The following is a 16,245-nucleotide window of genomic DNA, read 5'->3' on the forward strand; positions in this document are numbered from 1 at the left end:
ATTATTCCTCCTTCACCATCTCTATAACATAGGCCTCAAAGATATCTCCTTCTTTAATATCGTTGAACTTTTCAAGGCCCATACCGCATTCATAGCCTGCGGCAACCTCTCTGACATCTTCTTTGAATCTCTTAAGAGAGAGTACTTTGGTATCGGCAACAATAACACCATCTCTGATAACCCTAATACGGGCATTACGGGTCATCTTACCATCGGTAACATACAGGCCGGCAACAGTACCAACCTTAGGTACCTTAAATGTCTTACGCACCTCAGCATGGCCAATAACCTTCTCCACTTCTTTGGGCTGTAGCATGCCTTTAAGCATTGCTTCCATCTCTTCCAGTAGCTGATAGATAATACGATAGGTCTTAATAATAATACCTTTGCTCTGGGCCAGCTTCTGAACCTTGCTCGGTGGCCTAACATTGAACCCAAGAATAATGGCCTTTGAAGCCTCGGCAAGCATAACATCGTTTTCAGTAATCGCACCAATACCAGTATGGATAATATTGATATCTATATTTTCTGGCTTTTTCATCTTAAACAGGGCACCCTTAATAGCCTCAAGGGAACCATCGGTATCAGCTCTGAGAATAATATTAAGAACCTGCTTGTCACCTTGATTGACATAAAAGTCTTCAAGAGAAAGCACTTTTTGTCTCTCTTTCTGCTCCTTCTCTTTCCTCTTTTCAAGTTCCTTTTCTGCAAGCTCTCTTGCCAATCTCTCACTCTCAACAACCTTCAGTTTGGCACCGGCAGGTGGAACATCGGACAGTCCCATAATCTCACCGGGAAGCCCCGGTGTAACTTCTTTAATCTGTCTGCGTTTATCATCAAAGATAGCCCTCACTTTACCATAAACTGTCTCGATAACAACAGCATCACCTTTGTGGAGTGTGCCATCTTTAACAATAACAGTGGCAACAGGACCTCTTCCCTTATCAAGCTTAGACTCAATGATAAAACCTCTTGCCGGTGCATCATAGTTGGCAAGGAGTTTGTCTTCAAGCTCGATATCTGCAACAAGGAGAATGGTCTCCAAAAGGTCTTCAATACCTATCTTCTTCAGAGCGGAGACATTAACATATGGAGTTGTACCTCCCCACTCTTCAGGAAGTAGATCATACTGAGACAACTGCTGCTTGACAACATCGGGATTGGCACCGGGCACATCTATCTTGTTGACGGCAACAATAATAGGCACACCAGCAGCCTTGGCGTGGTTAACGGCCTCTATCGTCTGAGGCTTAACACCTTCTGTTGCAGCAACAACAAGAACAACGATATCTGTAACCTGTGCACCACGGGCACGCATAGCCGTAAATGCTTCGTGACCCGGTGTATCGATAAATGTAATCTTCCTTCCATTTATCTCAACAACAGAAGCACCAATACTCTGTGTAATACCACCGGCTTCACGGGCTGCAACCGATGTACCACGAATGGCATCAAGAAGTGTTGTCTTACCATGGTCAACATGGCCCATAACAGTAACAACCGGTGGTCTGGGCTTCAGCTTAGCCCTATCAACAACTTGTATCTCTTCCTCTTCTTCCTCCTCTGCCTCCTCTTTCCACTCATAAAGGAAAGAATATTCCTCAGAAAGCACCTCAAGGACCTCATCGTTTACCTCAGATGTGGGCTTCACCATCATGCCCTTCATAAACAGCACCTTGACAAGATCTGTGGCAGAAACACCTAACATATCTGCCACATCACTGAGTGTTGCCCCTTTTTCTATCTCCAATATCTTGATATCTTCCTCCATACTCTCTTCTTCCTCTATCTCTTCTGTAGCTTCAGACTCTGCTTTCTCCTCTTCCTTTTGTTCCTCAACAGAGGTTATCTCCTTTGTATTTTCTTCGATTTTTTCTTCATCGGAAACAACTTCTACAACTTCTTCCTCTTCACTATAAATTTCCCTTATAGCCTCTGCCGTTTCATCATCAAGTGTAGACATATGACTCTTAACCTCAACTCCTAACTCATCAAGCTTATGCATCAGTTCTTTGCTACTAACTCCTAGCTCTTTTGCAAGCTTATAAACACGAATCTTACTCATTCACACCACCCCCTTCTGTTTCCTCAGGGGCTCCCAATTCTACTATGTCTATATGCCAACCTGTCAGCTTTTCTGCCAGCTTGACATTGAGTCCCTCTTCTCCTATTGCCTGCTTCACATTACTATGATGCACATACACTTTAGCCAGCTTGTGCTCCGGGTCTACAATCTCCACATTGTCTATCTCTGCTGGGGCAAGAGCATTCTTAATATACTCTTCCGGCTCTGCAGACCAGCGTATAACATCTATCTTCTCTCCTCTTAGCTCTCGCTGCACATCTTTAATACGTCTACCCCTTGGACCTATACACACAGCTACCGGGTCTATACGGCTATCAAGGGAGAGAACAGATACCTTTGTGCGTTTACCAGGCTCTCTGGCAATGTCTTTAACCTCAACAAACCCCTTACCTATATCAGGCACTTCTCGCTCAAGCAGTAGCTCAACAAGTTTTGGATCGCTACGGGATATGATAAGGTCAAAATTACCCTTACCCTTTCCTATACGCTTAACTTCCCTCAGGTAAAAGTCATACCACTCACCGCGCTTGTATGTATCACCAATAATCTTGCCATCTTTCTTGTATGCCCTTACCTGTTCTTCAGGTGGAAGCATAGTATCGACACCTTCAATATCAACCCTTACCTTTAGCGTAGGCTGACCTCTATACATCCCCTTCTCTACACCGATAATGCGCCCTCTTACCAAAGTGCCCTCAAGAGACTTCAGATATTCATATTTATGCTCTTTCTGTGCGTTGGCAATACGCTGGTTGAATACCTGCTGAACGATGTTAACCTCATCGCGTGTAAAGTTCTTGGGATCAAACTTCAGTTCTATATGCTGACCAACCTCTGCGTCAAAACCAAGTTTTCTTGCCTCATCAACAGAAATCTGGGTAAGTGGGTCTTCTACATTTTCCACAACCTGTTTCTTATGAATAATATCAATCTCACCTGTTGTCATGTCGACATGGGCCTTCACCAAATCTTTAAGCCTTTCCCTATCCTTCTTGTCTATCCTCATGTGCCTAAAATAGGCAATAACCAAGGCATCTTCCAATGCCTCAACAACCTCATTGATAGACAAATTTTTTAGCCTACTAACATCCTCCATTGCCCTAATAAGCTCTTTTCCTGTTATCATACCCACCACACCCTTTCATATCTGTGGAATAAGTACTGCCTTTTTAATGGAAGACAACGGAATACGATAAAGGCTACCGTCTTTCTCTACAACAAGCTCTTCATCTTGTATGCCCACAAGGGTAGCCTCTGTCGTACGCACTTTACCCTCATCATCGATAAATGTGATACGGGCAATTCTTCCTTTAAAAATGTCGTACTCAAAGTCTCTTCTAATCTTTCTATCAAGTCCTGGAGATGTTACCTCCAGAATATACCTCTGCGGAATAATATCCACAGAATCAAGAAACAGTTCAACCCTTCTGCTAACTTTCTCACAATCCTTCAAGCTAACAGAAGGGTCCTTATGTATAACCACAGAAAGGATAGAAGACCTACCCTCCCTGCGATGCACCAAATCAACAAACATATAGCCTGCATCCTCTACTATCTGTTTAATCTCCGGTTCTATTTTTTCTATTACATCTGCCCAGTTCATCGCAAATCACCTCTTATATAACAAATAAAGTGGGACTCAGCATCCCACTCATAATATTATACAACAAAGGGAGGGGCAAATACCCCTCCCAAATACAATGCAAAAAGATGTTGTAAATTACTTGAGCTCGATAACGGCGCCAGCCTCTTCGAGCTTCTTCTTGATATCTTCGGCCTCTTCCTTGGAAATACCCTCTTTGATTGTAGAAGGAGCGTTGTCGACAAGCTCCTTGGCCTCTTTAAGACCAAGACCAGTAAGCTGACGAAGAACCTTAATAACATTGAGCTTCTTAGGACCGGCCTCTTTAAGGACGACATCCCACTCGGTCTTCTCCTCTGCTGGCTCAGCAGCAGCACCGGCGGCTGGCATAGCAGCCATCATTACAGGAGCGGATGCGGAAACACCAAACTCCTCCTCTATTGCTTTTACGAGATCGACAAGATCCATAACGGTCATACCCTTAAGGGCTTCAATGATCTGTTCCTTTGTGCAGGACATATCTATCTACCTCCTTTTATTCTTTCTTTTTATTTTGTTTTTTAGGTGTTCAGAGCCTTAGGCTCCCTCTTCTTCTTTCTTGTTCTTCAAAGCCTGAAGAACATTGGCAAGATCTCTTACTGGTGCCTGAAGTACGCTTGCCATGTTCTTAAGCGGCGCGGCAAATGCAGCAGCCACCATTGCAAGTGCCTGCTCTCTGGAAGGCATCTCGGCAAGCTGCTCGACCTTCTCAGGACCAAAGACCCTACCCTCAAGAATGAGTAGTTTGGGCTCAAGTACATCATACTGCTTTCTCATATCCTTGTAGAGCTTAGCAGCTACAACAGGATCATCGTAGGCAAAGATCATAGCAGTTGTATACTTAAATGCCTCAGCTGGGATATCCTCGTATCCCTCCTCTTCAAATGCGATACGGATGAGAGTGTTTTTGTAGACCTTCATCTCAAGACCGTTTTTACGAATCTCGGCACGAAGGTCCATCATATCACCGGAGGTAATACCCTCGAACTTTGTGAGAATCACAGCTGTAGCCTTTGCTATCTTCTCTCTAATCTCCTGGACCTTCTTAACCTTCTCTGGTCTGGGACTCTTACCTGTAATCACACTTTCACCTCCTCTCTATGAAAAAAGCCTGCCGACGGAGTCGGCAGGCCTATCACAAACACACCTATTTGCTTTTCGCCTATCCGACCTCCGCCGGTACCCCTTAAACGGGGGTTTGCGACCGACTTCTCAGGTCAAACCGGTTTTTATAATACCATATTATACAGACTTTTTGGTAGCAAAGTCTGTTGCGTCTTTGACATTAACCCTCACACCGGGGCCCATGGTTGGTGCAAGCACCATCTTTTTGATATAGGCACCTTTAGAAGAAGCAGGTTTTGCTGCCAAGACTGCAGCAAGAGCAGCCTTGATATTTTCAAGAAGCTTCTGTTCATCAAAAGAAGCCTTACCTACAGGTATATGAAGGTTTCCAGTCTTATCGTTTCTGAACTCAATTTTACCAGCCTTAAATTCCTTTACAGCGGCGGCAATGTCATTGGTAACAGTGCCAGCCTTGGGGTTAGGCATAAGGCCACGGGGACCAAGTATTCTTGCAATCTTGGAAACCTTTCTCATCTGATCAGGGGTAGCAATGGCTATATCAAAGTCAAGCCATCCCTTCTGAATTTTCTCTATAAGGTCATCAGAACCCACATAGTCGGCTCCTGCCTCTTTAGCCTCCTCAGCCTTTGCTCCCTCGGCAAACACAAGAACCCTCACATTCTTACCTGTACCATGAGGAAGCACAACAGAAGACCTGATATTCTGATCAGGTTTCTTTGGGTCAATACCCATTCTCATGTGGAGCTCGATGGTCTCGTCAAACTTGGCTGTTGCAAGCTCTTTAACAAGCTTTACTGCTTCCTTAATAGAATACTCTGCATTTCTGTCATACTTTTCAAGTAGTGCTTTATATCTCTTTCCTCTCTTTGCCACTGTTCATCCCTCCTTGTGGTTCTATCGGGCAAATGGCCCTCCCACTGTAGTGATTAGTCTACTACCTCAATACCCATGGAGCGGGCAGTACCCTCTATCATGCGCATAGCTGCCTCTATATCATCGGTATTGAGGTCTTTCATCTTGCTCTCAGCAATTTCTTTAACCTGCTTGCGTGTAACTTTTCCTACTTTAACCTTATTGGGCTCAGAAGAACCCTTTGCCACACCGGCTGCCCTCTTCAAAAGGAAGGAAGCTGGTGGTGTCTTAATCTCAAAAGAGAAAGACTTATCTGCATAAACGGTAACATCAACAGGAACAATAACATCACCCATCTGGGCTGTCTTTGCATTAAAGGCCTTACAGAAGGCCATGATGTTAATACCACGCTGACCAAGAATAGGACCAACTGGTGGTGCAGGAGAAGCCTTTCCTGCAGGTAACACCATCCTAAACTGGTCTACTATTTTCTTTTTGCTCTTCTTCTTAGGTGCCATTTTTCAACCCTCCTTACTTCTTCTTTCTCACCTGGACAAAGTCCAGCTCGGCAATAACCTCTCTACCAAAGACATGTATTGCCACATACACTCTCTTACGCTCGTGATCCACTTGGGTAACTCTACCCTCTTTACCCCTAAATGGACCATCAATAACCTCAACCAGGTCACCAACCTCAATATCGAGCTTGGGAGCCTGATCTTCATCGGCATTAAGTACCGCAAGCATCTCCTCATCATCTACAGGAGAGGGCCTTCCATCAACACTAACAAAACCATGAACACCCGGCGTGAACCTAATAAGTGTCCATGTATCACTATCCATAGCACCCTTTGTAGGGTCTATAACAACCTCAACAAACACATAACCAGGATAGATAACCTTCTCTACCTTCCTAGGCTTGTTGTTTTTATACTCAATACGCATCTCGGTAGGCACTTCTACCCTTAGAATCTTATCTTCAAGATGGGCAGAACGCACCCTTTTCATCAGTTCTTCTTTTACCTTTGCCTCATTTCCAGCCGATGTGTGTACCAGATACCACCTGCGATTATCAACTTCAGCCATATGTCAACCCTCCACTTATGGAGTAGATGTTCCTGTGCTACTACCAGTATTGGTAAGCGGTGTTGTAGAAGTAGATGGTGTAGTTGTATTAAATGTCTTATATGGACCAAGGTGGAATACCTTCCAGATAAGAATCATAATCCAGTCAATGACAGCAACATATATACCAATTATCAAAAATAGGCCCAAAACGGCCCCAGCTGCTCTATTTACCTCATCAAAGCTCGGCCAAGTCACCCTCTTAAGCTCTGACTTCACATCTTGGAAGTACTTTTTCAGAGACATCTTTCGGCACCCCTCTTCATTAAAAAATTTGGCAGGGGCGGAGGGACTCGAACCCCCAGCCTGTGGATTTGGAGTCCACTGCTCTGCCAAATTGAGCTACGCCCCTACCAATCTCCCTGCCAGATTTACTCGCAGCAAGCAAAACTTATTATACACTATTTGGTCTCTTTATGCAAGGTATGTCTACCACACTTTGGGCAATACTTCTTAAGCTCAAGTCTACCAGGTGTGTTGTTTCTATTTTTTTCAGTGATATAGTTGCGACTACCGCAGACAGTGCACTCCAGTATAACTTTTACCCTCAACTTGGATTTTGCCATTTCTCATCACCTCTCTAAGGCTCTCTTGTCGGCATAAAAAAGGTCGGGGAAGACCCCCGACCCCTATATATGTCTTCCGTGTATTTATTACTCAATGATCTCGGTGACAACACCAGCACCTACTGTGCGGCCACCTTCTCTGATTGCGAATCTGCTGCCCTCTTCAAGAGCAATCGGATATATAAGCTCTACCTCTAGCTCCAGGTTGTCTCCAGGCATTGCCATCTCTACGCCTTCAGGCAGCTTGATGGTTCCGGTAACATCTGTTGTCCTGATGTAGAACTGTGGTCTGTATCCGGTGAAGAATGGCTTGTGTCTTCCGCCTTCCTCTTTCTTCAAGATATATACCTGTGCTTTGAATTTACGGTGAGGCTTAATGGATCCGGGCTTTGCCAAGACCTGTCCTCTCTCTACTTCGTCTTTACCGATTCCTCTCAAGAGAACACCGATATTGTCTCCGGCGATTGCCTCATCAAGCTCTTTCCTGAACATCTCTATTCCGGTAACTACGGTCTTTCTGATCTCGTCAGACAGTCCTACGATTTCTACCTCATCACCTACATGTAGTACGCCTCTCTCTACCTTTCCGGTAACAACCGTTCCTCTTCCTGTAATGGTGAAGATGTCTTCGATTGGCATCAGGAATGGCTTGTCGGTCTCTCTCTGTGGCTCTGGAATGTAGGTGTCAAGAGCATCTAAAAGCTCCCAGATCTTGTCTACCCACTCGTTCTCGCCCCTCTGGACATTCGGATGTCCTTCTATGTACTCAAGGGCCTTCAATGCAGATCCAGCTACTACTGGTACTTCGTCGCCAGGAAAATCATACTGATTCAGCAGGTCTCTGACTTCCATCTCTACCAGCTCGATTAGCTCGGGGTCGTCTACCATGTCTACTTTGTTGATGAATACGATGATGTATGGCACGTTAACCTGTCTGGCAAGCAGTACGTGCTCTCTGGTCTGGGGCATGACACCGTCTGTTGCTGCTACTACCAAGATGGAACCGTCCATCTGGGCTGCTCCGGTGATCATGTTCTTGATGTAGTCTGCGTGTCCTGGACAGTCTATGTGTGCATAGTGTCTTCCTTTGATCTGCTTTCCATTGACTTCTCTGTCTGGGGTCTCATACTCTACGTGGGCTATGTTGATTGTGATTCCTCTCTCTTTTTCTTCCGGTGCCTTATCAATATCATAGTATCCCAAGAAGTTTGCAAGTCCTAGACCTGCCAATGTTCCTGTGATTGCTGCTGTCAGTGTTGTCTTTCCGTGGTCAATGTGTCCAATTGTTCCCACATTTAGGTGTGGCTTCGTTCTTACAAATTTCTCCTTTGCCATACCTCACTCGCCTCCTTTTTCCCTTTCTGGATTTTGGAAATTTTTACATATACAAAATTGGAGCCCAGAGCGGGGATTGAACCCGCGACCTCTTCCTTACCAAGGAAGCGCTCTACCACTGAGCTATCTGGGCCCCAATGGAGCGGGTGACGGGATTCGAACCCGCGACCCTCAGCTTGGAAGGCTGATGCTCTACCGCTGAGCTACACCCGCCCCTACGTTTGGTGGGGAGGGCTGGATTCGAACCAGCGTAGGCTTTCGCCGCGGGATTTACAGTCCCGTGCCATTGGCCGCTAGGCGACCTCCCCTCACCAAATCGCAAAGTAATTATAACAAGTGCAGGTATTTCTGTCAAGGGGTATGTCTCTCGGGTAGAAGACTTGACAACATAGTCAATCATCTGTATAATTTATTGTGCATGGTAAGGCTGGGTGCGTAGCTCAGTGGGAGAGCGCTACTCTGACACAGTAGAGGTCGGAGGTTCAATTCCTCCCGCACCCACCAAAGCGAAGGAGGGGATAACCCCTCCTTCTTTTCATTTACCAGCCTGCATAACAGACACCATAATGGTGCTACCCAGTAGAAGCATTGCTCCTATCCACTGCGTTGGGGTCAATACCTCACCTAAAATTAGGTAAGAGAAAATATATGCGAATACCGGCTCCATAGTAAAAATCAGAGCTGATGTATTACTAGATACAACCTTTTGATACTTCAGCTGTGCCCATATACCATAGACAGTAGCGGTTAGTGCGGCAAAGATGGCAACACCCCATGTACGCAAAGACACGGCAAAGGAATGACCTGCCATCAGTGCTACTATGCCATTGACAAACCACACCATAAAAAACTGCCAAAACAGCAGATGTTCTTCTTTGACAATACGGGAAAACACCGTGATAAGGACAACATGAAGACCAAATAGTATAGCACATATCAGGGTAAGAAATTCCCCAAGTCCAAACCCCACCTCACCATGAGTAAGAAGAAGTATACCCACCATAGCCACAATAAAGGCAATAACATGGTATACAGTAGGCTTTTTCTTCTCTATAAGATATGAAAAGAATGGTACAAAGATAACAAATAAAGCCGTGATAAAACCACTACGAGACGATGTTGTGAGTGATAGTCCCCATGTCTGAGCTAAATAGCTAATAGCCAGTATCACGCCCAATATAGAGCCATACTTAAAATTACCGGGCCCCCACAAGATAAAAACCACAGCCGAGGCCACGAAAAACCGCAGGGTATTATATACAAACGGCGATACATTTGCATCAAGTACAATTTTCTGTATGGGAAATGTTATTCCCCAAAAGAAAGTGGCTAGCAGAAGAAAAAGTATACCCTTCCAATACTCCTTTTTCTCCACAATTTTCACCCCTTATTTGGCATATGCAACCATATAACCAACACCAAAGGGAGCCTCATAAGACAGCACTTCAGAAGATGCATGTTCTCCTGCAAAGCCCATACCACTGGCAAATGACAGATAGCCACACTCACCGGCATCTTCTCTCAGATCATCAGGTATAGACAAGTATAGGTCCTTGTCCCAATCGCTTATAGCCTTTACCACCAGAGCATCAAATTCTGCACCCCGAGGATTATAACCAGCTGGTGCATCAGGTGTAAGTCTATGAGATAAGTCTCCAGAAGCGAGATATAAAACCTTAAGGCCTGCAAAGTTCTTCTCTATATAGTCCCTAAAGAACATACCCAAGTTGTAATAGTCCTCTCCTGAGGCCAATATATCGTATCCAATAAGCACCATTACCGGCATTTGTCTATTCTGAAGTACATACTCGTCCCATAGATAATACAATGGCACCAAAGAGGCATGGTCAAGGTATGTATAGCCATAAAACTTGATATACGGTGGTCTATCTTTTAGCAATTTCTCTACAAAATCGAGCCATAGTGGCATACCAATAGCAAAAGAGGAGCCAAACTGGTAGAGGTTACCAAGATACTTGCCATGTTCTGGCACAAATATCGGCACAGCCCCTTTATCAACAGGTGCATGGGGCGACACAAGAAGCATAACATCAGGCCTAAACTCTACAACCTTACGTGCCAATTGTTTCATGGCCGTTACTGTTTTCTGGGCTTTGGCAAGCTCTGGCCCTCCTATATCAGGCACTATAATTGGTGGATGCGGTGTAAATGCTGTGAAGAATTCCATATGCATCCCCTCCTTCCCTATATACACTTTACCTAATTTGGTGGATTATTTATAACATATAAATATGAATACTTATGGGCAACTCATACTAATGCTAAAAAAGGCAATGACCGACATTGTGGCACTGAAAAAACATGTGCCCCGCAAATATGACTATGGTCTAAAATTAGAAAGTGCCACACTAAAATGGTTGGGATATTTAGGTATGATTAGTTTTCCCCTTGCACAGCTGCATATAGACGATTTCTCTATATCGTCGCTGGCCTACTACATAGGTATACTGCTGGAAATACCCACTGTATACAATGATGTACTATCTATCCTTACCCACCGCTGGCAGGAAAATATAAAGATAGAAAGCATTGGTGTAGCCCTTGATGTGATAGACAGACTGCTAATAATAGAGAACTACAAAGACAAAGCCGAAGCATCACTAGACGATGCCTACAAATACCTTTTAAAAGACTTCTTCTCCGAACATGCCTATAAATTATCTGCTCTCAACATGCTCGCTATGGCCAAAGTATCAGACCGCGTAGACATACACCCAGATATAAAAAGCCGTGTCATAGATACTATAAGACAATATCACCTTGCCTCACCTGATGATATTAAATACCTTATAAGGCTAAAAGCAGATGGCAGTATACCAGATATGCTGTGGAAACACTAACAGCACACATCCAAACGATTTCTAGGGCAGAAATATAAAACATGGATGATATATATACTGAAAGTAGAAAATACCTACCTTGTCTTAAAGAACCTCAACATTGCAAAACACAGCTGATAGACATATATACACATAAGAGCCCTAGTTTTACTTTGCCATACATATAACGTATCAATACTATACTATCTGAAAAATACTTATTAAAGTCTTTCTACTCCTATCATATATATGTCACGTATATACCTAATGAAGGATATAAATTTTCATAATAAAAACCCACTCTTAAACACAGCAACCTTTGAGTTTTAAGCAAACAGGTTCTCTAGGACCAACCGCCCTACCTCACCATCTTAACTTTGACTATACGCGCATGAGCCAATTCTATAAATGAAACAAGAATTTTCCCCAACTGCCCAGAAAAACTCAACAGTCCTCTCAAAACGAAAAAGGGAGGCGACGCAGGTCGCCTCCCCATTATCTTCTATAAGAGGTTATTAGAAGTCCATTCCGCCCATTCCTGGAGCTGGAGCGGGTGTCTCCTTCTCAGGCTCCTCGGCAACGAGTGCCTCGGTTGTGATAATCATTGCAGCGATAGATGCAGCATTCTGGAGTGCTGCACGGGTGACCTTAGCTGGATCGATGATACCAGCCTCGAACATATTCTCATATTCACCCTTGGCTGCATTGAAGCCTATTGGATACTCTCTCTTCTTCATCTCCTCAACGATGACAGCACCCTCATAACCGGCATTGTCAGCAATAACCCTTGCTGGCCAGTGGAGTGCCCTGTAGACGATGCGCACACCAGTTGCCTCGTCGCCCTCGAGCTCGCTCTCGAGCTCTTCAAGTGTCTTGAGTGTGTGGAGGTATGTTGTACCACCACCGGCAACGACACCCTCCTCGACGGCTGCCTTGGTTGCATTGACGGCATCCTCTACTCTGTGCTTCTTCTCCTTCATCTCGGTCTCGGTTGCAGCACCGACACGGATGACTGCTACACCACCGGCGAGCTTAGCAAGACGCTCCTGGAGCTTCTCCTTCTCATACTCAGAATCGGTCTGCTCCATCTGCTTCTTAATCTGCTCAATACGAGCCTTGATTGCCTCAGGATCGCCCTTACCATCAACGATGATGGTGCGGTCCTTGTTGATACGTACGAGCTTTGCACGACCGAACATATCAGGTGTTGCATTCTCAAAGGTAATGCCAAGTTCCTCAGAGATAACCTGACCGCCAGTCAGGATAGCGATATCCTGGAGCATAGCCTTTCTTCTCTCACCAAAGCCAGGAGCCTTAACAGCAGCAGCTGTGAATGTGCCTCTGAGCTTGTTGACAATCAGTGTAGCAAGAGCCTCGCCCTCGACATCCTCAGCAATGATAAGGAATGTACGGCTTGTCTGCACAATCTTCTCAAGCAGTGGCAGGAACTCCTGGAGATTGGAGATCTTCTTATCGGTGATGACGATAACAGGATCCTCAAGAACAACCTCCATCTTCTCAGGATCAGTGATGAAGTATGGAGAAATGTATCCACGGTCAAACTCCATACCCTCGACAACCTCAAGCTCTATGTCAAGGCCCTTACCCTCCTCAACGGTGATAACACCGTCACGGCCGACCTTGTCCATAGCTTCTGCAATAATCTCACCAATCTTTGGATCCTTAGCAGAAATTGTGGCAACCTCTGCAATCTCCTTCTTGTCCTTAACCTCACGGGCAAGCTTCTTAATCTCCTCAACAACCTTCTCAACTGCTTTCTCAATACCCCTTCTCAGGGCTATTGGATTGGCACCGGCCTCAACATTCTTCAGACCCTCACGAACAAGAGCCTGTGCAAGAACGATAGCGGTTGTTGTACCGTCACCGGCAACATCATTTGTCTTAGAGGCAACCTCCTTAGCAAGCTGAGCACCAAGGTTCTCAAACTTATCGGGAAGGTCAATCTCCTTTGCTATGGTAACACCATCGTTTGTAATCAGAGGAGAACCAAACTTCCTCTCCAGAACAACATATCTCCCTTTAGGACCAAGTGTCCTTTTGACAGCCTCGGCAAGCTTATTTACACCGCGCTCAAGAGCCTTACGACCCTCTACGCCAAACTCGAGCATCTTTGCAGCCATGGCTCCCACCTCCCTTTCTTAATTTTTATTACTCTTCTACGATGGCGAGAACGTCTCTCTCAGAGAGAATGAGATACTTCTCGTCACCAATCTTTACCTCTGTACCGGCATACTTGGAGAAGATAACCTTATCTCCAACCTTTACCTCCATCTCGGCACGCTGACCATTGTCAAGGAGCTTACCCTTACCTACTGCGACAACCTCGCCCTCCTGTGGCTTCTCCTTGGCAGTGTCAGGAATGAGAATACCGCTCTTTGTCTTGACTTCCTTCTCAAGGGGTTTTACTACGATTCTGTCACCTAGTGGTCTCAGCTTCATAGCCCCGTCACCTCCCTATCAGTTTTAGCAATCTTTGTATTTTATTGCTACTCAGGTTCAATTAGATTATACCACAAAGCCATGCAAAATATACATCACTTTTAGCAATATGTTGAAAGTATTGCTAATGCAGTGTGAGAGCGATGTTTACATCAAAAAACACATGTAAATGTCTTAATACCGACCGCTGAGATTTTCAAGAAAAGTAAGAGAAATAGCAGCTCATAGCACTGTTATACCATGAATGAAATAACAAAGGGTTTTCTCTATTCCTTTGACTTTTCCATAGAGTACTACTTTCCATCTGCAACGGTATTATATTCAATGTCCCAGAATACCACTATGGGAATGTAGCCTAACCCGGTCGGCGGAAAAAGAAAAAAACAGATAGGATATAGTCGCTCATATCCACAATGTGTATCACATACAGGACATTTCCCAGAAAAAGTGTCTTACCAGCAGGACACTTTTTGTGGAATTTGTATCACACACAGGACAGACAATAACGCACTACCATCTAAGACAAAACAACCGAATATATTCTCCCAATAGTCACATTACCAAAGTTTTAATTTCCTTTTTTATCAGTTCTTCCCGCATATGAATAAACTCCCTAAACCGTTCTTCTACTATGGAAGCTGGTGTATCATCATCCACACTTTGGAGTATTTCTAGCATCTCACCATTAATAAAATGCTTATCCAGAATAAGTCTTACTGCCTCTTTACTACCATGAATTTTGATCATTTCTTGTATATAAGAAGCCGGAGATTTACTACTAATATGACGATTGGTAGATGATAAGATGAGTGTTCTGTTAAGTACAGAGTCCACCTCTTCCTTTATCCCTTTTCTCTCTAAAAATTTTTTAGGAAATATATGATGGTCATCCAAATCACCCTGAGAAAAGCTAATAGTATCCTTTTCATAGAAATCCCAAGCCCCTTTTCTAAAGAGTAGATTAAATACTCCCTTGTACTTTGAACTACCGGCACTTTTTGTACTAATTTTCACAAGAGGAAACTCATTCCAAAATCTTAAAACAGTTTCTGGGAGCCTTTTATTATCTTTCAGCCATTCTACAAGATCTTTAAAATCTTTTGTAAGTCGAGAATCCGTTGAACTCGAGTATCTTTCAGAAAATATAGCACTCCAATACCACTTATCTATTTTGGAAATATCTATATTCAGTTCGCCTTTTCTATCTTTTAAAAACAATCCAAGGAAAACAGTAATCATTGCAGGATATGAAAACCATTTTCGATCAGGAATACCGTAGTTACTATCAAACAATCTTTTTAAGATCTTCTCTTCTAGAAGATCCACAGCAATAACCCACGAGTCTTCGTTAATAATATCAGAATCAATTTTAACAAGTTCCCTCGCTTTCAAATTCAAATCATGAGATAAGGCAATTCCTTGTACTATATAATATGGAACTTTAGTATTCTTTACATCTTCTCCTGCAAACTTTCTAATGTGATATCCATTCTCATATGCTTGTTCCCATAACCTTCTTAAGTTAATAAACTTGTATAGGCGGGCTGTTAACAAATCAAATACAGACAATTTAACTCCTGTCCTGTTAATTCTCTCAAATAAAACCGCTATTTTATCAGGCTTTTCACTTATGGAAATAGTTAACAGATGAACATGATAATCCATAAGATTACTTAAATAACTATAGATTTTTTCCGCAGTTTTTTCATCGAATACATGTTCAAAATGTTTATACCAATACTTTGAAAAACTCCTCTCACTTTTTAGGAAAGATACAGGTATAATCTTTCTATGGACCAACTTGTCAATATCATAATCTCCATCCCCCATGAGAGCTCTATATTCTCTCCACTCCTTAGACCAGCTAAAGACCGCTTCTTCCACATTACCTTCAGCCAAAGCATCTAGTTTTATAAAAAACACATATGGATTAGATGTATTTTTTAATGGTATATCTGGCTCATACAGAGCATAGAAAATTGAGGTAATACGCTGCTGCCCATCAAGGATAATCATATTAGGATTTGGGGAAAACTCGTTATTGACCATTGTAACTCCCTCTATAGGAATTACATTAAAATGGACATTAGTCGGGTCAACTTGCTGAACAAGAAATGTACCTATAAACATCTTCTCCAATATGGAAACAATAAGCTCCTCTATATCATTTCTAGACCATACAAAACTTCTTTGAAAATCAGGTAAAACAACCTCTCCTCTATATGCCTTCCTAACTAAATCTAACACTTTTTCTTTTCTCCATCCAAGCTCCAT

17 protein-coding genes and 5 tRNA genes are annotated in these 16,245 nt (G+C 43.5%); 2 read left to right on the forward strand and 20 right to left on the reverse strand.

Annotated features, from left to right (window positions below):
- Position 1: 1 nt before the first annotated feature.
- The 15 genes from infB to GM182_RS05985 form a co-directional block, all read right to left on the reverse strand.
- Complete coding sequence (gene infB, locus GM182_RS05915) at positions 2-2,065, reverse strand: translation initiation factor IF-2 (RefSeq protein ID WP_449186189.1); 2,064 nt, start codon at positions 2,063-2,065, stop codon at positions 2-4.
- The gene (nusA, locus tag GM182_RS05920; protein ID WP_449186190.1) at positions 2,058-3,212 is read right to left on the reverse strand and encodes a transcription termination factor NusA; all 1,155 of its coding nucleotides are present in this window, start codon (positions 3,210-3,212) and stop codon (positions 2,058-2,060) included. The genes infB and nusA overlap by 8 nt, the downstream gene beginning before the upstream one ends.
- Before the next feature lie 15 nt (positions 3,213-3,227).
- On the reverse strand, positions 3,228-3,689 hold the full coding sequence (gene rimP, locus GM182_RS05925; protein WP_449186191.1) for a ribosome maturation factor RimP: 462 nt from the start codon (positions 3,687-3,689) through the stop codon (positions 3,228-3,230).
- A 117-nt stretch (positions 3,690-3,806) separates the two neighbouring features.
- On the reverse strand, positions 3,807-4,187 hold the full coding sequence (gene rplL / locus GM182_RS05930) for a 50S ribosomal protein L7/L12 (RefSeq protein WP_449186192.1): 381 nt from the start codon (positions 4,185-4,187) through the stop codon (positions 3,807-3,809).
- Between the two features lie 57 nt (positions 4,188-4,244).
- Entirely contained in the window at positions 4,245-4,790 is a 546-nt protein-coding gene (gene rplJ, locus GM182_RS05935; RefSeq protein WP_449186193.1) for a 50S ribosomal protein L10, read from the reverse strand.
- Positions 4,791-4,949: 159 nt separating this feature from the next.
- Positions 4,950-5,666, reverse strand: a complete 717-nt coding sequence (gene rplA / locus GM182_RS05940) for a 50S ribosomal protein L1 (RefSeq protein ID WP_449186194.1) — start codon at positions 5,664-5,666, stop codon at positions 4,950-4,952.
- Positions 5,667-5,719: 53 nt separating this feature from the next.
- Positions 5,720-6,163 (reverse strand): 50S ribosomal protein L11, encoded by a 444-nt coding sequence (gene rplK / locus GM182_RS05945; RefSeq protein ID WP_449186195.1) that lies wholly within the window; start codon positions 6,161-6,163, stop codon positions 5,720-5,722.
- A gap of 13 nt (positions 6,164-6,176) precedes the next feature.
- Positions 6,177-6,731 carry a transcription termination/antitermination protein NusG gene (nusG, locus tag GM182_RS05950; protein ID WP_449186196.1) on the reverse strand — a complete coding sequence of 185 codons (555 nt, stop codon included), beginning with the start codon at positions 6,729-6,731 and terminating at the stop codon, positions 6,177-6,179.
- A gap of 15 nt (positions 6,732-6,746) precedes the next feature.
- Complete coding sequence (gene secE / locus GM182_RS05955; RefSeq protein WP_449186197.1) at positions 6,747-7,016, reverse strand: preprotein translocase subunit SecE; 270 nt, start codon at positions 7,014-7,016, stop codon at positions 6,747-6,749.
- Positions 7,017-7,045: 29 nt separating this feature from the next.
- Positions 7,046-7,122, reverse strand: a tRNA-Trp gene (locus GM182_RS05960).
- Positions 7,123-7,171: 49 nt separating this feature from the next.
- A complete protein-coding gene (gene rpmG / locus GM182_RS05965; protein ID WP_449186198.1) occupies positions 7,172-7,336 on the reverse strand; it encodes a 50S ribosomal protein L33 in 165 nt (54 codons plus the stop codon).
- Positions 7,337-7,423: 87 nt separating this feature from the next.
- Positions 7,424-8,671, reverse strand: a complete 1,248-nt coding sequence (gene tuf / locus GM182_RS05970) for an elongation factor Tu (RefSeq protein ID WP_449186117.1) — start codon at positions 8,669-8,671, stop codon at positions 7,424-7,426.
- Positions 8,672-8,729: 58 nt separating this feature from the next.
- Positions 8,730-8,804, reverse strand: a tRNA-Thr gene (locus tag GM182_RS05975).
- A 5-nt stretch (positions 8,805-8,809) separates the two neighbouring features.
- Positions 8,810-8,884, reverse strand: a tRNA-Gly gene (locus GM182_RS05980).
- Positions 8,885-8,893: 9 nt separating this feature from the next.
- A tRNA-Tyr gene (locus GM182_RS05985) sits at positions 8,894-8,979 on the reverse strand.
- Between the two features lie 121 nt (positions 8,980-9,100).
- Here GM182_RS05985 and GM182_RS05990 point away from each other — a divergent pair.
- A tRNA-Val gene (locus GM182_RS05990) sits at positions 9,101-9,175 on the forward strand.
- Positions 9,176-9,206: 31 nt separating this feature from the next.
- Here GM182_RS05990 and GM182_RS05995 read toward each other — a convergent pair.
- Both GM182_RS05995 and GM182_RS06000 read right to left on the reverse strand, forming a co-directional pair.
- Positions 9,207-10,046, reverse strand: coding sequence for a DMT family transporter (locus GM182_RS05995; protein WP_449186199.1), 840 nt, complete (start codon positions 10,044-10,046; stop codon positions 9,207-9,209).
- A gap of 12 nt (positions 10,047-10,058) precedes the next feature.
- Positions 10,059-10,859, reverse strand: a complete 801-nt coding sequence (locus GM182_RS06000; protein WP_449186200.1) for a DODA-type extradiol aromatic ring-opening family dioxygenase — start codon at positions 10,857-10,859, stop codon at positions 10,059-10,061.
- 91 nt (positions 10,860-10,950) lie between these two features.
- Here GM182_RS06000 and GM182_RS06005 point away from each other — a divergent pair, with 91 nt between their 5' ends.
- On the forward strand, positions 10,951-11,532 hold the full coding sequence (locus tag GM182_RS06005) for a hypothetical protein (RefSeq protein WP_449186201.1): 582 nt from the start codon (positions 10,951-10,953) through the stop codon (positions 11,530-11,532).
- A 494-nt stretch (positions 11,533-12,026) separates the two neighbouring features.
- Here the strand turns inward: GM182_RS06005 and groL are convergent, their stop codons facing one another.
- The 3 genes from groL to GM182_RS06020 form a co-directional block, all read right to left on the reverse strand.
- Positions 12,027-13,652 carry a chaperonin GroEL gene (gene groL / locus GM182_RS06010; RefSeq protein WP_449186202.1) on the reverse strand — a complete coding sequence of 542 codons (1,626 nt, stop codon included), beginning with the start codon at positions 13,650-13,652 and terminating at the stop codon, positions 12,027-12,029.
- 28 nt (positions 13,653-13,680) lie between these two features.
- A complete protein-coding gene (gene groES / locus GM182_RS06015; RefSeq protein ID WP_449186203.1) occupies positions 13,681-13,971 on the reverse strand; it encodes a co-chaperone GroES in 291 nt (96 codons plus the stop codon).
- A gap of 552 nt (positions 13,972-14,523) precedes the next feature.
- On the reverse strand, positions 14,524-16,245 hold the full coding sequence (locus GM182_RS06020; protein ID WP_449186204.1) for a GmrSD restriction endonuclease domain-containing protein: 1,722 nt from the start codon (positions 16,243-16,245) through the stop codon (positions 14,524-14,526).

Origin of the sequence: Zhurongbacter thermophilus, from assembly GCF_026184435.1 — a bacterium.
Taxonomy (GTDB): Bacteria; Coprothermobacterota; Coprothermobacteria; order Coprothermobacterales; family JAADFF01; genus JAADFF01.